The sequence below is a fragment of the Gordonia sp. NPDC003425 genome (assembly GCF_053588635.1).
Genome location: NZ_JBSFQI010000015.1, coordinates 38,619 through 54,387 on the forward strand (window position 1 = coordinate 38,619; position 15,769 = coordinate 54,387).

General features: G+C 66.2%; 15 protein-coding genes. 9 read left to right on the forward strand and 6 right to left on the reverse strand.

Going from position 1 to position 15,769, the window contains the following annotated elements; genetic code table 11:
* Nucleotides 1-125: 125 nt before the first annotated feature.
* A complete protein-coding gene (gene grpE / locus ACWDTD_RS16400) occupies nucleotides 126-743 on the reverse strand; it encodes a nucleotide exchange factor GrpE (protein WP_449748193.1) in 618 nt (205 codons plus the stop codon).
* Nucleotides 740-2,593 carry a molecular chaperone DnaK gene (gene dnaK / locus ACWDTD_RS16405; RefSeq protein WP_449748194.1) on the reverse strand — a complete coding sequence of 618 codons (1,854 nt, stop codon included), beginning with the start codon at nucleotides 2,591-2,593 and terminating at the stop codon, nucleotides 740-742. Before dnaK ends, grpE begins: the two co-directional genes overlap by 4 nt.
* A 380-nt stretch (nucleotides 2,594-2,973) precedes the next feature.
* On the opposite strand from dnaK, the gene ACWDTD_RS16410 reads away from it, so the two are divergent.
* The gene (locus ACWDTD_RS16410) at nucleotides 2,974-3,567 is read left to right on the forward strand and encodes a TetR/AcrR family transcriptional regulator (RefSeq protein ID WP_449748195.1); all 594 of its coding nucleotides are present in this window, start codon (nucleotides 2,974-2,976) and stop codon (nucleotides 3,565-3,567) included.
* Between the two features lie 47 nt (nucleotides 3,568-3,614).
* Here the strand turns inward: ACWDTD_RS16410 and ACWDTD_RS16415 are convergent, their stop codons facing one another.
* Nucleotides 3,615-4,526: an extracellular catalytic domain type 1 short-chain-length polyhydroxyalkanoate depolymerase gene (locus ACWDTD_RS16415; protein ID WP_449748196.1), complete on the reverse strand. Its 912-nt coding sequence runs from the start codon at nucleotides 4,524-4,526 to the stop codon at nucleotides 3,615-3,617.
* Nucleotides 4,527-4,678: 152 nt separating this feature from the next.
* Between ACWDTD_RS16415 and ACWDTD_RS16420 the strand changes: the two genes are divergently transcribed.
* The gene (locus tag ACWDTD_RS16420) at nucleotides 4,679-5,341 is read left to right on the forward strand and encodes a fasciclin domain-containing protein (protein ID WP_449748197.1); all 663 of its coding nucleotides are present in this window, start codon (nucleotides 4,679-4,681) and stop codon (nucleotides 5,339-5,341) included.
* A gap of 30 nt (nucleotides 5,342-5,371) precedes the next feature.
* Here the strand turns inward: ACWDTD_RS16420 and ACWDTD_RS16425 are convergent, their stop codons facing one another.
* Together ACWDTD_RS16425 and lon are read right to left on the reverse strand one after the other, a co-directional pair.
* Entirely contained in the window at nucleotides 5,372-5,728 is a 357-nt protein-coding gene (locus ACWDTD_RS16425) for a hypothetical protein (protein WP_449748198.1), read from the reverse strand.
* Nucleotides 5,729-5,868: 140 nt separating this feature from the next.
* Nucleotides 5,869-8,205: an endopeptidase La gene (gene lon / locus ACWDTD_RS16430; protein ID WP_449748199.1), complete on the reverse strand. Its 2,337-nt coding sequence runs from the start codon at nucleotides 8,203-8,205 to the stop codon at nucleotides 5,869-5,871.
* A gap of 300 nt (nucleotides 8,206-8,505) precedes the next feature.
* Between lon and ACWDTD_RS16435 the strand changes: the two genes are divergently transcribed.
* The 7 genes from ACWDTD_RS16435 to ACWDTD_RS16465 all read left to right on the forward strand — a co-directional run bounded on the left by ACWDTD_RS16435 (nucleotide 8,506) and on the right by ACWDTD_RS16465 (nucleotide 14,488).
* Entirely contained in the window at nucleotides 8,506-8,979 is a 474-nt protein-coding gene (locus ACWDTD_RS16435) for a hypothetical protein (protein ID WP_449748200.1), read from the forward strand.
* A gap of 411 nt (nucleotides 8,980-9,390) precedes the next feature.
* Entirely contained in the window at nucleotides 9,391-10,101 is a 711-nt protein-coding gene (locus tag ACWDTD_RS16440; protein ID WP_449748201.1) for a GlxA family transcriptional regulator, read from the forward strand.
* 91 nt (nucleotides 10,102-10,192) lie between these two features.
* Nucleotides 10,193-11,116, forward strand: a complete 924-nt coding sequence (locus ACWDTD_RS16445; RefSeq protein WP_449748259.1) for an NADP-dependent oxidoreductase — start codon at nucleotides 10,193-10,195, stop codon at nucleotides 11,114-11,116.
* 29 nt (nucleotides 11,117-11,145) lie between these two features.
* A complete protein-coding gene (locus tag ACWDTD_RS16450; RefSeq protein ID WP_449748202.1) occupies nucleotides 11,146-11,979 on the forward strand; it encodes an enoyl-CoA hydratase/isomerase family protein in 834 nt (277 codons plus the stop codon).
* Nucleotides 11,980-12,012: 33 nt separating this feature from the next.
* Nucleotides 12,013-12,729, forward strand: coding sequence for an SDR family oxidoreductase (locus ACWDTD_RS16455; protein ID WP_449748203.1), 717 nt, complete (start codon nucleotides 12,013-12,015; stop codon nucleotides 12,727-12,729).
* A 68-nt stretch (nucleotides 12,730-12,797) separates the two neighbouring features.
* Nucleotides 12,798-13,391, forward strand: coding sequence for a TetR/AcrR family transcriptional regulator (locus ACWDTD_RS16460; RefSeq protein ID WP_449748204.1), 594 nt, complete (start codon nucleotides 12,798-12,800; stop codon nucleotides 13,389-13,391).
* The gene (locus ACWDTD_RS16465; RefSeq protein WP_449748205.1) at nucleotides 13,388-14,488 is read left to right on the forward strand and encodes a glycosyltransferase; all 1,101 of its coding nucleotides are present in this window, start codon (nucleotides 13,388-13,390) and stop codon (nucleotides 14,486-14,488) included. Before ACWDTD_RS16460 ends, ACWDTD_RS16465 begins: the two co-directional genes overlap by 4 nt.
* Here the strand turns inward: ACWDTD_RS16465 and ACWDTD_RS16470 are convergent.
* Nucleotides 14,460-15,749, reverse strand: a complete 1,290-nt coding sequence (locus tag ACWDTD_RS16470; protein ID WP_449748206.1) for a glycosyltransferase — start codon at nucleotides 15,747-15,749, stop codon at nucleotides 14,460-14,462. The genes ACWDTD_RS16465 and ACWDTD_RS16470 overlap by 29 nt on opposite strands.
* Between the last annotated feature and the right edge of the window lie 20 nt (nucleotides 15,750-15,769).

The following is a 15,769-nucleotide window of genomic DNA, read 5'->3' on the forward strand; positions in this document are numbered from 1 at the left end:
AGACGTCACCTCCTTCGGTAAGTATGTGTGTTCAGTTGTCTGGTTGTGTGTGTTGCTGTTGTGCTGATGCCCGGTGGGGCGTCGTGCGCTGTGCTCCGACGCGCCACCGGGCAACGTGCAGGTGCCTATTGTGCACCACTACCTTGATCTTGCGGCTGCGACTGATCGGCCGGGGCCGGGTCGGTGACCGTGACCATCGCGGTCCGGATCACCTTCTCGCCCAACCGGTAACCGCCGCGGTACACCGCACCGATCACCGGTTCGGCTCCGCTGCCGTCATTCTGGACCGCTTCGTGCAGTTCCGGGTCGAACGGGTCGCCGGGCTGACCGAACTTGACCAGGCCCTCACCTTCGAGTGTCCCGGTGAGCTTGTCGGCCACCGCCCGCAGCGGACCGGCATCGAGGTCGCCGTGCTCGCGCGCACGGTCGAGATCGTCGAGCACCGGCAGCAGCTTCTCGATCAGGATCTGCTTTCCGTAGGCGACACGCCCCTGCTTCTCCTCGTCGGTTCGCCGCTTGTAGTTGGCGAACTGAGCGCGTTCGCGCTGCAGGGCCGCGGTGAGTTCGGCAACCTCGGCGGTCGCCGCACTCGTCGCCTCCTCCGAGCCCGATGCCGCTCCCGGCGCCGGCCGGCGCACCTCTCCCGTCTCGGGATCGATGAGCCGCCGGTCGGTCACCGTGATCGGTTCGTCGACCTCTTCGTTGGGATCGACGGCGGTGAGCTCGGGCTCCTCAGGGGTCACTTGGTGTCCCCGGAGTTGCTGGGCTCGTCCACGACCTCGGCGTCGACGACGTCATCGTCGCCGCCGGTGCCGCCCTCGGGGGCCGCTCCGTTCGCGGAGTCCGCCGCCGATGCGGCGTAGATGGCCTGTCCCATCTCCTGCGACTGGGTCGACAGCTTCTCGATCGCGGTCTTGATGGTCGCGATGTCGGTGCCCTTGAGCGCCTCGTTGGCCTCGGCGATCGCCGCGTTCACCTTGTCCTTGACGTCACCGGGGACCTTGTCCTCGTTGTCCTTGAGGAACTTCTCGGTCTGGTTGACCAGCGACTCGGCCTGATTGCGGGTCTCGGCCTCCTCGCGACGCTTGCGGTCCTCTTCTGCGTGGGCCTCGGCGTCCTTGATCATCCGGTCGATCTCGTCCTTGCTCAGGCCCGAGCCCTCCTGGATGCGGATGGAGTTCTCCTTGCCGGTGCCCTTGTCCTTCGCGGTGACGTGCACGATGCCGTTGGCGTCGATGTCGAAGGTCACCTCGATCTGCGGAACACCTTGCGGCGCAGGAGCGATGCCGCCGAGCTCGAAGCTGCCGAGCAGCTTGTTGTGCGAAGCGATCTCGCGCTCACCCTGATAGACCTGGATTTGCACCGACGGCTGGTTGTCCTCGGCCGTGGTGTAGGTCTCCGACCGCTTGGTGGGGATGGTGGTGTTGCGCTCGATCAGCTTGTGCATCACGCCGCCCTTGGTCTCGATGCCGAGGCTCAGCGGGGTGACGTCGAGCAGGAGCACGTCCTTGACCTCACCGCGCAGCACGCCGGCCTGCAGGGCAGCGCCCACCGCGACGACCTCGTCGGGGTTGACGCCCTTGTTGGGCTCGCGGCCACCGGTCAGTTCCTTCACCAGTTCGGTGACGGCCGGCATACGGGTGGAGCCACCCACGAGCACGACGTGGTCGATGTCGCCCACGGAGATGCCCGCGTCCTTGATGACCGCCTGGAACGGAGCGCGGGTGCGCTCGAGCAGATCCGAGGTGATCTTCTGGAACTCGCTGCGGCTCAGCTGCTCGTCGAGGAACAGCGGATTCTTGTCGGCGTCCACGGTGATGTAGGGCAGGTTGATCGAGGTGCTCTGCGAGGCGGACAGTTCGATCTTGGCCTTCTCGGCAGCCTCACGCAGACGCTGCATGGCCATCTTGTCCTTGGTCAGGTCGATGCCGGCGCTGCTCTTGAACTTCTCCACGAGCCAGTCGACGATGCGCTGATCCCAGTCGTCACCACCGAGGTGGTTGTCACCGGAGGTGGCGCGGACTTCCACCACGCCATCGCCGATTTCGAGCAGCGAGACGTCGAAGGTGCCGCCTCCGAGGTCGAAGACCAGGATGGTCTGTTCCTTCTCACCCTTGTCGAGGCCGTAGGCCAGCGCCGCCGCGGTGGGCTCGTTGACGATACGCAGGACGTTGAGGCCCGCGATCTGTCCGGCTTCCTTGGTGGCCTGACGCTGCGCGTCGTTGAAGTAGGCGGGCACGGTGATGACGGCGTCGCTGACGTCCTCACCCAGGTACGACTCGGCGTCGCGCTTGAGCTTCATCAGTGTGCGGGCGCTGATCTCCTGCGGGGTGTACTTCTTGCCGTCGATCTCGACGGACCAGTCACCCTCACCCATGTGACGCTTGACCGACCGGATGGTGCGGTCGACGTTGGTGACCGCCTGGTTCTTCGCGGGCTGACCGACCAGCACCTCGCCGTTGCGCGCGAATGCGACGACAGACGGGGTGGTGCGGGATCCCTCAGCGTTGGCGATGACGGCAGGCTCGCCGCCCTCGAGTACCGACACCACGGAGTTGGTGGTGCCGAGGTCGATTCCAACAGCACGAGACATGTGTAGTTTCCTCCTAGTTTGTGGGTGTGCACCCAAGTTCTGCCCCCGGGCCGAGCTGGCGGCACGACCGCGGGGAGTGGTCTGTGCAAACCTGCGTCGTGTCCGAGACCGCCGGGACCAAGACTTCAGTGCCTCCGACTCATGTCCTACTGGGTGAGCCGATCACCGTCAAGTCTACTTGAGTCTCCCAGACTCAGGTTTCTCGCTAGGTGTAACCGTGGCCCGCGGCGAGATGTTCCCGGATCGCCGAAAAAAGTTGAGCACAGGTCGCTCAACTGTCCGATCTGGACGCCTCGGGCCCCGTGACCAGGGAGCGCGACCCTAGACTGACGTCTGGTCGGCTCCGCGGGGGCACATCTTCCGACAGTCAGGAGACCGTCTTGTCCGACAAACGCACCGAGTTCGGCCGGGCCGCCTACCGCGTGGTGGGCACCAGCGGGCTCCGTGCACTCACGCACCGCGCGGTCGACGACCTGCTCGGTGTCGCCTCCGGATCGGTGAACTACTACGCGCCCACCCGCCTCAGACTTCAGCAACTCGCCCTTGCCGCCGCGTACGACGACACCCGGGTCATCGCCGTCCGCGAATTCACCCCGCTGCTGACGTCGGCGGGTGTGCCGAGCCCGGCCCTCGTGGTCGACTGCACCGTGCGCTACATCCTGGCCATGATCACCGAGGGTCGGACGGTGTCGAACGCACGCACCGCATTGCTCCTCGAGGCGCAGTTCGACGAGACCCTGCGGCAGATGATCATCGAGCGGCGGACCGAATTCATCGCCCTCGCCGACGTGGTCACCCGCCGCACCAAACCGGACCGCGACGAGCGCGACACCGAGCTGGTGGTGGCGCTGATCGACGGACTCATCCAGCAACAGAGCCTCGCGTCGTCGAGCCCCTTCCCCGAGGAGATGGTCCGGGTCGGGGTCACGCGCGCCTTCGGATTCTCCGCAGCCGACCTCGAGGACGTGTGTTAGCGTCGACTACAACGGCCGTTGAGGTCGTTGCCGCGCGGTGACCTCATTCAGCGCGGATGTGCCGCGAAGAACTGCCAGATGGTCGGGGTGGCGGCGAGCGCAGTCGAAGGTTCGGGCACGATACCGAGCGCGGATAGTCGGGGGTTGCGCTCGCTTCCCGGCCACTGGTGGCCCGCCCCGGCGATGCTGATGAGCTCCACCGTTCGTCCTCCCGGACATGCCGCGCTCGAGGTGCTCACCACGCCGCGGATCACGACGTGCGGCGACCGGCAGTCGTTGATCCGGCGGAAGGCGGCGTTGTCGGCGGGTACCGACGGCCCGTCGACCCTGGCCTGCCCGTCGAGGGAGAACGCCTTACCCGGCCCACCGCCGTAGGGCACACGATCGTCGGCCGTCCCGTGAATGGCGAGCAGCGAGATCGGCCGGGCACCCGCACACGGCACGAGAATGGTTCCGGCGACTGGTGCCGCGGCAGCGAATATGTCTGTCTCACAAGCCATTCGGTACGCCATCATGGCCCCGTTGGACATTCCGGTGACGTAGATGCGACGACGATCGACCGGCGACGTGCGCTCGACGTCGGCAACCACCGCCTTGATGAATCCGACGTCGTCGACGTGGGTGCGTTGTGCAGGTCCGCAGCACGTTCCCGCATTCCACGACTTCCCGATTCCGTTGGGGAACACCGCGACGAACCGTCCGCGGTCGGCCTCGGCGTCCCAGTGATAGCTCTTCTCGGCCTGCGCACCGTCTCCGTATCCGCCGTGCAGCATCACCACCAGTGGTGCCGGGCCGGTGAGACCGGCGGGGCGATACATCTCGTAGGTCCGCCCGCCGATGTCGTGCGTGGAATGTCCCGCCGCGACCGGCGCTCCCGCGGCCCGCACGGGCGCGCACGCGACGACGGCGCCCATCACCAGAAGAAGGAATGCCACACCGATTCGCGCTCGACAGCTCATGCATCGACTGTGCACACGGGCCCGATCGCACACAATTCACGATCGGGTTTTCTCATCGGATCGTCATCCGCACCCATCCGCGTGCCGCGCTCCCCCGAATACCGGGTGAGGCCCGCACCGATGCGGGCCCGTCATAAACGATGGGAAAAACCATGGCAGTCAACAAGATTCAGCGTCTCGCACTTGCCGCAGCAGGAGCCGTCCTCACCGTTGGTGTTGTCGCGGGTTGTTCCGACGACAACAGTTCGACGAGCTCGGCCACGTCGGAAACCTCGGCGATGACCTCGATGGCGATGGGTAGCAGCGCGGCCGCAGAGCCTGCCGCACTTGTCGGCCCCGGTTGTGCAGCCTACGCGCAGGCCCATCCCACCGGGCCGGCCTCGGTGGCCGAACTGGCCAAGGTGCCGGTCGCCACCGCGGCGTCCAACGTTCCCGAGCTCTCCACCCTGACGCAGGCACTCTCCGGAAAGCTCAATCCGCAGGTCAACCTGGTGGACACGCTCAACGACGGCCAGTACACGGTGTTCGCCCCCACCGATGAGGCGTTCGCGAAGCTCGACACGGCCACGGTGGACAAGCTCAAGACGGACTCCGAACTGCTCGGCAAGATCCTGAAGTTCCACGTCGTGTCCGGGCAGGTGGCACCCGCCGAAGCCGACGGCACGCACAAGACCCTCGAGGGCCAGGACGTCACGGTCAGCGGTAGCGGCAACGATCTGAAGGTCAACGACGCCGGCGTGGTGTGCGGCGGTATCAAGACGTCCAACGCCACCGTCTATCTCATCGACACCGTGCTCATGCCGCCCACGATGTGATCGCGGCACCCTCGGACCGACGACCCCGCCTCAGCTCTGCTGCGCGGGCAGGGCGTCGCCCGGCAGCCCCTGTGCGGGATGCACCTCGAAGGCAATGACGCCGGCTTGCACGGCGGGGTCGTCGTTCATGAGGGCGGTGGTGGTTTCGACGTCGCGGTCGAAGACGCCGACCCCGCGGACGTCGGAATCGTCGACGACCGGCAACACGACGGCGAGGTCACCGGCCTTGCGCAGGGCCAGGGTGCGCCGACCGTGTTCGAGCATGAGCGGGCCGGTGTCGGGCGTGCCGAAGTTGGGTCCCGACCTGAGGATGACAATCGAATAGTTCTGCGCGTACTCCAGGATGGTCTGCATCTCGGCGTCGGTGATCTCGGGGAGTTCGGCCATGGTTCCTCCTTGAACGGGTCACTGTGCATCCATTGTGACCGAGGTACCAATACCTGAGAAAGTGCGCCTGGAGCAGAGAAAAGCCGCGGGGCGTCACAACATTCGCTGTGACGCCCCGCGACGTTTGAGTCGACGACGGATCAGGCTGCGGCCGTCACCTCATCGGCGGCGGGCTCCAACGCCTGCGCGACGATGTCGGCGACGTCGGCCACCGGGATCACCGTGACCGCGTCGAGCACCTCGGCGGGCACGTCGTCGAGGTCGGCCTCGTTGCGCGGCGAGATGAACACCGTGGTGAGCCCATTGCGTTGCGCGGCAAGCAGTTTCTGCTTGAGACCACCGATGGGCAGCACCCGTCCGTTCAGCGTGACCTCGCCGGTCATGCCGACCTCCGCGCGCACCCGGCGGCCGGTGGCCATCGATGCGAGCGCGGTGACCATCGTGATACCCGCACTGGGGCCGTCCTTGGGCACCGCACCGGCGGGCACGTGCACGTGGATGGTGCCGTCAAGCGCCGCAGGATCGATGCCGAGCTGGGCGGCGTGGGCACGGACATAGGAGAGCGCGATCTGCGCGGACTCCTTCATCACGTCACCGAGCTGCCCGGTGAGCTGCAAGCCGCCCTTGCCTTCGCCGGCGTCGGTGCGGTTGGCCTCGATGAACAGCACGTCGCCACCCATTCCGGTGACCGCGAGCCCGGTGGCCACGCCCGGCACCGCCGTGCGCTCCTCGGACTCCGGGGTGAACCGCGGGCGACCCAGGTACTCCTTGAGCTCGGCCTTCTCGACGTGTACCGGCGCTTGTGCCTTGCCACTCTCGATGTTGGTCGCGGCCTTGCGCAATGCCTTGGCGAGGAGCCGTTCGAACTGTCGCACACCGGGTTCGCGGGTGTAGTTCGCGGCGATCTCACGCAGCGCCTCGTCGGACACGGTGATCTCGTCGTCGGTCAGTGCCGCGCGCTCACGCTGCCGGGGCAGCAGGTAGTCGCGGGCGATGGCCACCTTGTCGTCCTCGGTGTAGCCGTCGATGGTCACCAGTTCCATCCGGTCCAGCAGCGCCGACGGGATGTTCTCGACGACGTTGGCGGTCGCCAGGAACAGGACGTCGGAGAGGTCCAGATCCAGGTCGAGGTAGTGATCGCGGAAGGTGTGGTTCTGCGCGGGGTCGAGGACCTCGAGCAGTGCGGCGGCCGGGTCGCCCCGGTAGTCGGAGCCCACCTTGTCGATCTCGTCCAGCAGCACAACGGGATTCATCGATCCCGCCTCGCCGATGGCGCGCACGATACGGCCGGGCAGGGCGCCGACGTAGGTGCGCCGGTGACCGCGGATCTCTGCCTCGTCGCGCACACCACCGAGGGCGACGCGCACGAACTTGCGGCCGAGGGCACGGGCCACGGACTCACCCAGCGACGTCTTGCCGACACCGGGAGGACCGGCCAGCACCATGACGGCGCCGGAGCCACGTCCGCCGACCACCTGCAGGCCACGCTCGGCACGCCGGGCGCGCACGGCCAGGTATTCCACGATGCGGTCCTTGACGTCCTCGAGGCCATGATGATCGGCGTCGAGGATCTCGCGGGCGCCCTTGATGTCGGTGGAGTCGTCGGTCCGGGCGCTCCACGGCAGGTCCAGGACGGTGTCGAGCCAGGTGCGAATCCATCCGGTCTCCGGCGACTGGTCGCTGGCGCGTTCGAGCTTGCCGACCTCGCGCAGTGCGGCTTCGCGCACGTTGTCGGGCAGGTCGGCCTGTTCGACGCGTCCGCGGTAGTCGTCGGCGCCGTCGGGCTCGTCCTCACCGAGTTCCTTGCGGATCGCGGCGAGTTGCTGACGCAGCAGGAATTCCTTCTGCTGCTTTTCCATGCCGTTGCGGACGTCGTCGGCGATCTTGTCGCTGACCTCGGTCTCGGCGATGTGCTCGCTGGTCCAGTCGATGAGCAGGCGCAGCCGCTCGGCCACGTCCGGCGTCTCGAGCAGCTGCCGCTTCTGGACGTCGGTCAGCCACGACGAGTAGCCCGACGTGTCGGCGAGATCGGCCGGCTCGCTCATCTTGTTGACGCCGTCGATGATCTGCCAGGCCTCACGGCGCTGCAGCATGGCCAGCACGAGCTTCTTGTATTCGGCCGCGAGTGCCTTGGTCTCCGCGGTCGGCTCGACGGCGTCGACCTCGGTGACCTCGACCCACAGTGCGTTGCCGTGGCCCGTGGTCCCGGTGCCGATGTGCGCACGGGTTTCCCCCTTGACCACCGCAGCGGTGCCGCCTCCGGGCATGCGCCCGACCTGCACGATCGACGCGATGACGCCATAGGTGGGGTACCGGTCGTCCAGACGAGGGGCGATCAGTAGTTTTCCGGGTTCACTGGCCCGGGCCGCGTCCACCGTCGCCTGAGCTGCGTCGTCCAGCGGGATCGGCACAACCATGCCGGGCAGAACAACCAGGTCGGGAACGAAGAGGACGGGCACTGAGTACGTGTCAGACATTTAACCTCCAAAGTTCAGTCTGATGCACTCAACCTTGGTGGCGGGATGTTTGTTCCCGGGCAGTTTTCGCCGTGGGCGGAATGAATCGCGCACCAGCGACCTCCCCAGAATGACGATCGGCATACTCGTCCCCGCCTACGGCGGCATCGATCCTCCCCCGATCGGTGGACATCGACATCATCCGCCGCAACCACCGGCCGACGGACTGTCATCGACCCTGCTGAGCGGGAAAGTCATTGGTGTCAGAAACAACCCGCCCAGCCCCGACCGGGACCGGACGACACACTTGGAGGAGACATCATGAGCATCTCGAAGAACGTCAAGACCCGCACCCTCGCCGCCATCGGCGCTGTCGGGATCGCCGGAGCACTCGCCGCAGGCGGCGCCGGACTCGCCCACGCCGGCACGCTGCCGGTGACCCACCCCGGTGAGCCCACCGTCGCCATGACGCTCACCAACCACACCGACAAGACCGAATTGCTGGCCTCGGCCACGCCCGGTAGCGGCTACTGGGTTCAGGCTCCCGCGCGCTCGCTGGCACCCGGAGCGTCGGAGACGGTCGTGAGTGCCGCGCCCAACAGCAGCTACGAGACCGTGTTCGTCAACTACCGGATCGGCGCCCTCGGCCCAACTGCGACCTACAACCTCGAAAACGTGCGCGGCAATGTCAACACCAGCATGACCGGCATCTCCGGCGGCGGTCACTACTTCATCAACCAACCCCAGATCTCCACCGGCTACCCCAATGTCAACGTCGGCTACGACCTCTGGTGACAGTCCTCCCCAAATCCTGATCCGATTGGAGGCACGAGTGAACAGCGTGCCCGGTCAACGATGCACCCCGGCGTCGTTGACCGGGCTGCTGGTCGTCGTCGGCATCCTTGCGGAGCTTTGGCTGATATGTATTTGAGCACTACACTCTTGCCATGGGATCTCGCCACAGGATCGCCGTCCTCGCGCAGGAACAGGCGTATCCGTTCGAACTGGGTATTCCCACTCGCATCTTCACCGCGGCAGACGCCGGATACGAGGTACGAGTCTGCACGGCCACCGGGCAACCGATCACCTCGAACGCGGGGTTCTCGGTCATGCCCGACCACGGCCCCGAGATCATCGACGACGCCGACACCGTGATCGTGCCGCCCGTCGACGCATATCACCTTTCAGCGCAACCTCCGGCCGGAGGTGGCCGAGGTGCTCGCGTCGATCCGCGAGGGCACCAGGATCGTGTCGATCTGCACCGGTGGATTCACCCTCGCCGCGGCGGGACTCCTCGACGGCCGCCGGGCGACCACGCATTGGGAGTGCGCTCCCCTGTTCCACTCCTGGTATCCGACAGTCGATCTACAGAAGGATGTGCTGTTTGTTCACGACGGCGGAGTCCACACGTCGGCGGGCGCGGCGGCCGGTATCGACCTGTGTCTGGACTTGATTCGCTCCGACCACGGTGCACGGGCGGCCGGCAAAGCCGCCCGACGCTGCATCGTGGCACCCTTTCGCGACGGCGGTCAGGCACAGTTCATCGAACGTCCCCTCGTCGACACCGCCGATGCGTCGACAGCCGGCACCCGCGAGTGGGCATTGAACAATCTCGACACCAAGATCACCATCGCCGATCTCGCGCGTTACGCACATATGAGTGAGCGCACACTGGTGCGAAAATTCACTGCCGAAACCGGAATCGCTCCCCGCCGCTGGCTGACGCTGCAACGACTGGCCCGTGCGCGCGAACTGCTGGAGGAATCGGAGATGTCGATCGAAGACGTCGCCGCCGCGGTGGGTTATGCGACCGCAACATCGCTGCGCAATCACCTGAGCACCAACGTCGGGTTGCTCCCGGCCGCCTACCGTCGGAGCTTTCACCGCCCGGCCGAGAACAGTGCCGCGATGGCGTGAACGCGCATTGGCGTGTTTCTATCGAAAGATGACGTTCTTGTCACTCGTCGGAATCGACCAAGCGTCATAGCGTCGAGGCATGTCAGAGACCATGCGTGCAATTGTCCAGGACGAACTGGGCGGGCCCGACGTCCTTCACCTCCGTGACATTCCCCGTCCGGCGCCCGGTATTGGCGAGGTACTCGTCGAGATTCGTGCGACGAGTGTGAATCCGGCCGAGGTCTTGGACCGGGAGTCCGGATTGTTCAGTGGCTCTACGCCTTTCACACCTGGTTGGGACGTTTCGGGTGTCGTGGCTGAGGTCGGCTTCGGCGTCACGCTCTTCCGTCCGGGCGACGAGGTGTTCGGACTGCTCCCCTTCCCACGGGGAGGCGGCAGCTACGCCGAGTACGCCGTCGCCCCCACCCGGGCATTCGTGCCCAAGCCCGACGAGTTGACGCACAAGGAGGCCGGAGTGCTTCCGCTGGCGGGCCTGACGGCGTGGCAGGCGCTGGTCGAGACCGCCGGCGTCGGCGAGGGTTCACACGTGCTGATCACCGGCGCCGCGGGCGGCGTAGGACACCTGGCAGTCCAGATCGCCCACGCGCGCGGCGCACACATCACCGCGGTGGGTTCGGCCGGCCAGGAAGGATTTCTCCGCGACCTCGGTGCAGACGAGTTCATCGACTACCACGCAGCCGACTTCACCGAGATCGCGCACGACCTCGACGTGGTCTTCGATCTCGTCGGCAATGACTATCCGCAGCGGGCGATCTCGACGGTCAAGAAGGGCGGCATGGTCGTGACGACGTTGCCGCAAAGCGTGCCCGCAGCGATTCCCGCGGCACAGCAGGCCGGGGTCCGCATCACCGCACTGTTCGTCGAGTCCGACCGGATGGACCTCACCGCCCTGGTCGACCTGGTTCAACGTGATGCGCTACGCCCGACTGTCGTTGCGGAGTATCGCCTCTCCGACGCAGCGATCGCCCAGTCGACGAAGCATGGTCCGGGCAAAGTCGCCATCGTCGTCAACTGACATTCACCTCGCACGAAGGGAAGCGTTCCATGCACGACGCGCTCGTCACTCTCACGCGCGAATCGCCGACGATCGCGCGAGTCACCGTCACCAATCCACCGGCCAATCTGATTGTGGGAGCTCTTGTTACGCAGCTATCGGGGATCGTCGAGGAACTCATCGTTGACGAATCGTTGAAGGTGCTCGTCTTTGACAGTGGGGTCGACGACTTCTTCTACAACCATTTCGACCTGTCCCGACTCAACGAATTCCCGGGCGCCGACCCGGTCACCGGGCGTTCGGGGTGGACGGAATTGGTCCTCGCGCTCACCAGGGCACCGTTCATCACCGTCGCAGTCATCCGCGGCCGCACTCGTGGCGGCGGCAACGAGCTCGCGCTCGCTTTGGATCTCAGGTATGCGAGCGTGGAGAAAGCCGTCTTCGGCCAACCCGAGGTGGGTACGGCCATCGTCCCGGGCGGGGGAGGAACTGAACGGCTGCCGCGCCTGATCGGACGAGATCGCGCACTCGAGGTGATCTTGTCGAGCGATGACTACGACGCCGTGACTGCGGAACGGTGGGGCTGGGTGACCAGGGCGATCCCGGACGCAGAACTCGACGATTATGTCGCGACGATCGTTGCACGCCTGGCGGCTTTCGATCGCACATCGCTGGCCTCCGCGAAGGCGATGGTCAATCGGGCCACGCTTCCGCCCGACGACGATCTTATCGAGGCATATCGCGAGTTCGAGCACTCGGCATCGTTGCCGGGATTCCGGGTGCGAGTGGCCCAGACGCCGCCGATGTCATCGGAGCAGGCACTCGCAGTCGAGTACCACCTCGGCGAAGCACTCGGCGCATCCGCGCAAAGAAACCGGCACTGAGGTGTCAGCAGCACTGAGGCAGAAGGAATTCCAATGAGTATCGTCGACGGCTCGGTCGTCCTTGTCACCGGGGCAAACGGAGGTATCGGAGGAGCGTACGTTGCGCAGGCCCTCCAACGTGGGGCGCGTAAGGTCTATGCGACTGCGCGTACCCCGCGCACGTGGAACGACGACCGAATCGTGCCACTGGCACTGGACATCACGAATCCGGAGTCCGTCGCGTCTGCGGCTCGGGCAGCGGGCGACGTGACAATCCTGGTGAACAATGCCGGTGTCTCACCACACGGTTCGGACATGGTTGCCGAGACCGACGAGCAACTCCACGAGATCTTCGAGACCAACTTCTTCGGACAGCTCAGAATGATTCGAGCGTTCGCCGACATTCTCGCCACCTCACCCGGCCGGGCCGGGATCGTCGACATGCACTCCGCGCTGAGCTGGCATGCCGGTGCCGGCAGTTACTCGGCAACCAAGGCCGCGTTCTGGTCGGCGACGAACTCCGTGCGACTTTCGCTGTCGCCGCGCGGGATTCAGGTGGTCGGCGTGCACGTGGGTTGGGTCGACACGCAGATGGCCGCCGGAGTGGCGGGGCCCAAGGCGACCCCCTCGGAGGTTGCCTCGGCCGCATACAGCGCCCTCGACAACGGCGTCAACGAAGTCCTCGTGGACGACAGCAGCAAGCTCGCCAAGGCCGGTCTCGCCGGTCCGCTCGAACGCATGTATCCCCAACTCGGCTCTCGGGATTCGTGACTCGCGAAGGTACTCTATTCGTATGAGTGCCCGTTGAAATCAAAATATTGGCGGGTAACCTCGTTCACATGAATTCGAGGCCGTATCGGATGACGGCACGCCTCGACGGTGTCGCGGAGACCCGGCGCCGGATCCTTGACGCGGTGAGGGAGATCGCCATGGAGCGACTCGATTTCGATCCCACCCTCACCGTCGTGTCCACCACCGCAGGCGTCAGCGTGCAGACGGTGCTCCGACATTTCGGCACCCGGGACGCACTGCTGTCCACGGCGGCCCGGGAAGTCCGCGACGAGATCGTCGCGGAACGCACGCCGCCGTCCGCCGACGTCGACGACGCTCTCCGAACCCTTGTCGCACACTATGAATCGCGTGGCGACTTCGTTCTCGAGTTACTGGCCCACGAGCGGTCCGGTCAGCCACTGGCCGTCTACGCGGCCGAGGGCAGGAAGGAGCACCGAGCGTGGGTTGGCACGGTCTTCGAGCCGTGGCTGCCCGGAAAGTCTGCCGAACGCCAGGCACTCATCGACCTGCTCGTGGTGGCCACCGACGTCTACACGTGGAAACTGCTGCGCCGCGACCGCGGCCACAGCGTGTCGGTCGTGCTCTCCCGGATGCACCAGATGACCGATGCCCTGCTCGCTCACTCCGGGACGACGCGGTGAGTACCGCACTGGTCGTCACGACCGGCCTCGGCGGCAACATCCCGCCGATGCTCGGCATCGCCACCGAACTCCGTCGGCGCGGGTGGAACGTGATCGTTCACTCCGACGACCCCGTCACACAGCGGGCACAACAGGACGGATTCGACGCAGTCCTGGCCGACGCCGTCGACTACGATCCGCTCCGCCACCGGTCCACCCTCACGAGCCTGCGCGATGTGCCGCGACTGTGGGCCGACCGCTCCCGCGGGCGCGACGCGGTGACGGTGGCCAAGCGCGTCGACGCCGACGTCGCACTCGTCGACGTACTCCTGGTCGGTGCCCTCTCCGAGCTGGAAGCAGCAGGAATACCGACAGTGGCTGTGGCCCATTCCAGTTGGGAGGGAGTACGCCTGTGGCTGGGTCCGCCACTCGGTGTTCTCTGCCGCTTTCGGGGCGCCGCACCGAAAGAAGCGCTGCAGCGCGCGACGGCCATCGCGGTGGTCAGCGATCCGCGGCTGGGCCGACCGATTCGCCTGCCGGAGAACGCGGAACTCACCGGCCCAGTACTCGAGGAGATCCCGCCGGCACGCCGCCCACGAGACCGCCCCCTCCTCCTTCTAACTCTGAGCACCGTCGCATTTCCCGGACAACACAAGGCATTTCAGCGACTCCTCGACGCCGTGTCGGAGCTGCCCGTCGACGTGATCGCGGGTACCGGGGAGGCGATCGACCCGGCCGGCCTGCGCGTTGGTGCCAATACGGAACTCCAAACGATTATCGACCATGCGGCCCTGATGCCCGAGGCGTCGGTGGTGATCACGCACGGCGGCCACGCGACGACGGTGCGCGCGCTCGCCCACCGCGTGCCCATCCTGTTCGTACCAATGCATCCGATGATGGATCAGCCGAAGATCGCTCGCGCGGTGGCGACCGCGGACGCCGGGCTGGTGGTCTCGAAGAAGGCATCTCCCGAACGCACCCGGGCGGCGATACGTCGATTGCTCGACGAGCCGTCGTTTACCCGGCGTGCAGGTGAGATAGGCGCGGAGATGATCGCGGCCGATGGTGTCGGCCGGGTAGCCGACGTGGTCAGCAGCGTTGCCGGGGCAGCGTGTTGATGATGTCGGCAAGACCGGGCAGCCCGGGCGAGCCGGCCATCGCGTCGGCCATCCGAGCCGCGGCCGTCCGATAGGACGGGTCGTCGAGCACTGTCCGCACGGCCTTGTGTACGGCTGCGGCGGAGGGGGTTTCGGATCTGAGTCGCCGACCCACCCCCGACCACGCGATCCGGCCACCCACCTCTGGTTTGTCCTCGAGCCCGCCGCTCGTCACCACGGGGACGCCGTACCGTAGCGCATACTGGACCCCGCCGTAGCCGCCGTTGGTTACATACACGTCGGTTTTCGGCAGCAACTCGTCGTACGGAAGAAGTTCGGCGGCAACGGCATTCGATGGCAGAGGAGGAAGTGTGTCGACGGCCCGTCCACCGGTGGCCACGACGATGAGTACGTCCTCGTCGGCGAACGCCTCGAGGGTCGGGGCGATGATCTGGCGGTAGTCCGCATTGGCGAATGTTCCCTGCGTGACGTGGAGGACCGGACGCGGATCATCGAGCCGCGGCCACCAGTCGGGGATCGGTGCCTGCGATCCGGCCGCCGAGATCGGACCGACGAAATGGAGGTGTTCGGGTGCGTCGCTTCTGGGGTATTCGAATTCCGGCACCGTCAACTGGATGATCGCGTCCGCGTGCCGCGGCCAGTCGAGGACAGGATATCCGAGTGCGGTGCCGTGAATCTCGCGATGGATCCGCTCGGCGAGTTGTTGCGCGTCCGCCAGTACCGCTCGGCGCACGAACCAGTCGAGGGCCGCGTTGCGTGAGCGCCCAACCGGGCCGCGCAGCGGTTTGAGGCCCATCCCGGACGGTGCGGTGTCGCGGCTGCCGATGAACAACGGGCTGACTCCGCATGCAACGACCGGCGGTCGTTGGTCGGTCGGCAACCCCATCAGGTAGGCGCCACCGGCGAACGCAATGTCGGTGAGCACGACGTCCGCGTCCGCATCTGCGAGCAGCCCGGCCAGAGCCTCGTACTGTGCCGCTGCCGGCCGGACAAAGGTGTGCTCGATATCGAACGCGATCGCCTTTGTGCCCTTCAGTTTCGAGCGCTCCGGAAACACGACGTCCCAGTCCAACCGGTCGTCGAAGTCGGCGTCGGGTGGCAGGGGGATGTGTTCGGCGCCCGCTGCGGTCACCTTGTCGGCGAACCGCGACCCGGTGAGGAAACGCACTCTATCGCCGCGCCCCACCAGGTAGCGCGCGACGTTGAGGAGGGGCGTGAAGTGGCCGTGGAGGGGGACGGCACCGATCAGGATCTCGGACATTGCATACCTCGGTGTGGCGG

Excerpts from the sequence above, each read along its gene's own strand:
- dnaK (WP_449748194.1), bottom strand. The coding sequence starts at position 2,593 with ATGTCTCGTGCTGTTGGAATCGACCTCGGCACCACCAACTCCGTGGTG.
- ACWDTD_RS16415 (WP_449748196.1), bottom strand. The coding sequence starts at position 4,526 with ATGAGCTGTCGAGCGCGAATCGGTGTGGCATTCCTTCTTCTGGTGATG.
- ACWDTD_RS16420 (WP_449748197.1), top strand. The coding sequence starts at position 4,679 with ATGGCAGTCAACAAGATTCAGCGTCTCGCACTTGCCGCAGCAGGAGCC.
- ACWDTD_RS16425 (WP_449748198.1), bottom strand. The coding sequence starts at position 5,728 with ATGGCCGAACTCCCCGAGATCACCGACGCCGAGATGCAGACCATCCTG.
- lon (WP_449748199.1), bottom strand. The coding sequence starts at position 8,205 with ATGTCTGACACGTACTCAGTGCCCGTCCTCTTCGTTCCCGACCTGGTT.
- ACWDTD_RS16435 (WP_449748200.1), top strand. The coding sequence starts at position 8,506 with ATGAGCATCTCGAAGAACGTCAAGACCCGCACCCTCGCCGCCATCGGC.
- ACWDTD_RS16445 (WP_449748259.1), top strand. The coding sequence starts at position 10,193 with ATGCGTGCAATTGTCCAGGACGAACTGGGCGGGCCCGACGTCCTTCAC.
- ACWDTD_RS16450 (WP_449748202.1), top strand. The coding sequence starts at position 11,146 with ATGCACGACGCGCTCGTCACTCTCACGCGCGAATCGCCGACGATCGCG.
- ACWDTD_RS16455 (WP_449748203.1), top strand. The coding sequence starts at position 12,013 with ATGAGTATCGTCGACGGCTCGGTCGTCCTTGTCACCGGGGCAAACGGA.
- ACWDTD_RS16460 (WP_449748204.1), top strand. The coding sequence starts at position 12,798 with ATGAATTCGAGGCCGTATCGGATGACGGCACGCCTCGACGGTGTCGCG.
- ACWDTD_RS16470 (WP_449748206.1), bottom strand. The coding sequence starts at position 15,749 with ATGTCCGAGATCCTGATCGGTGCCGTCCCCCTCCACGGCCACTTCACG.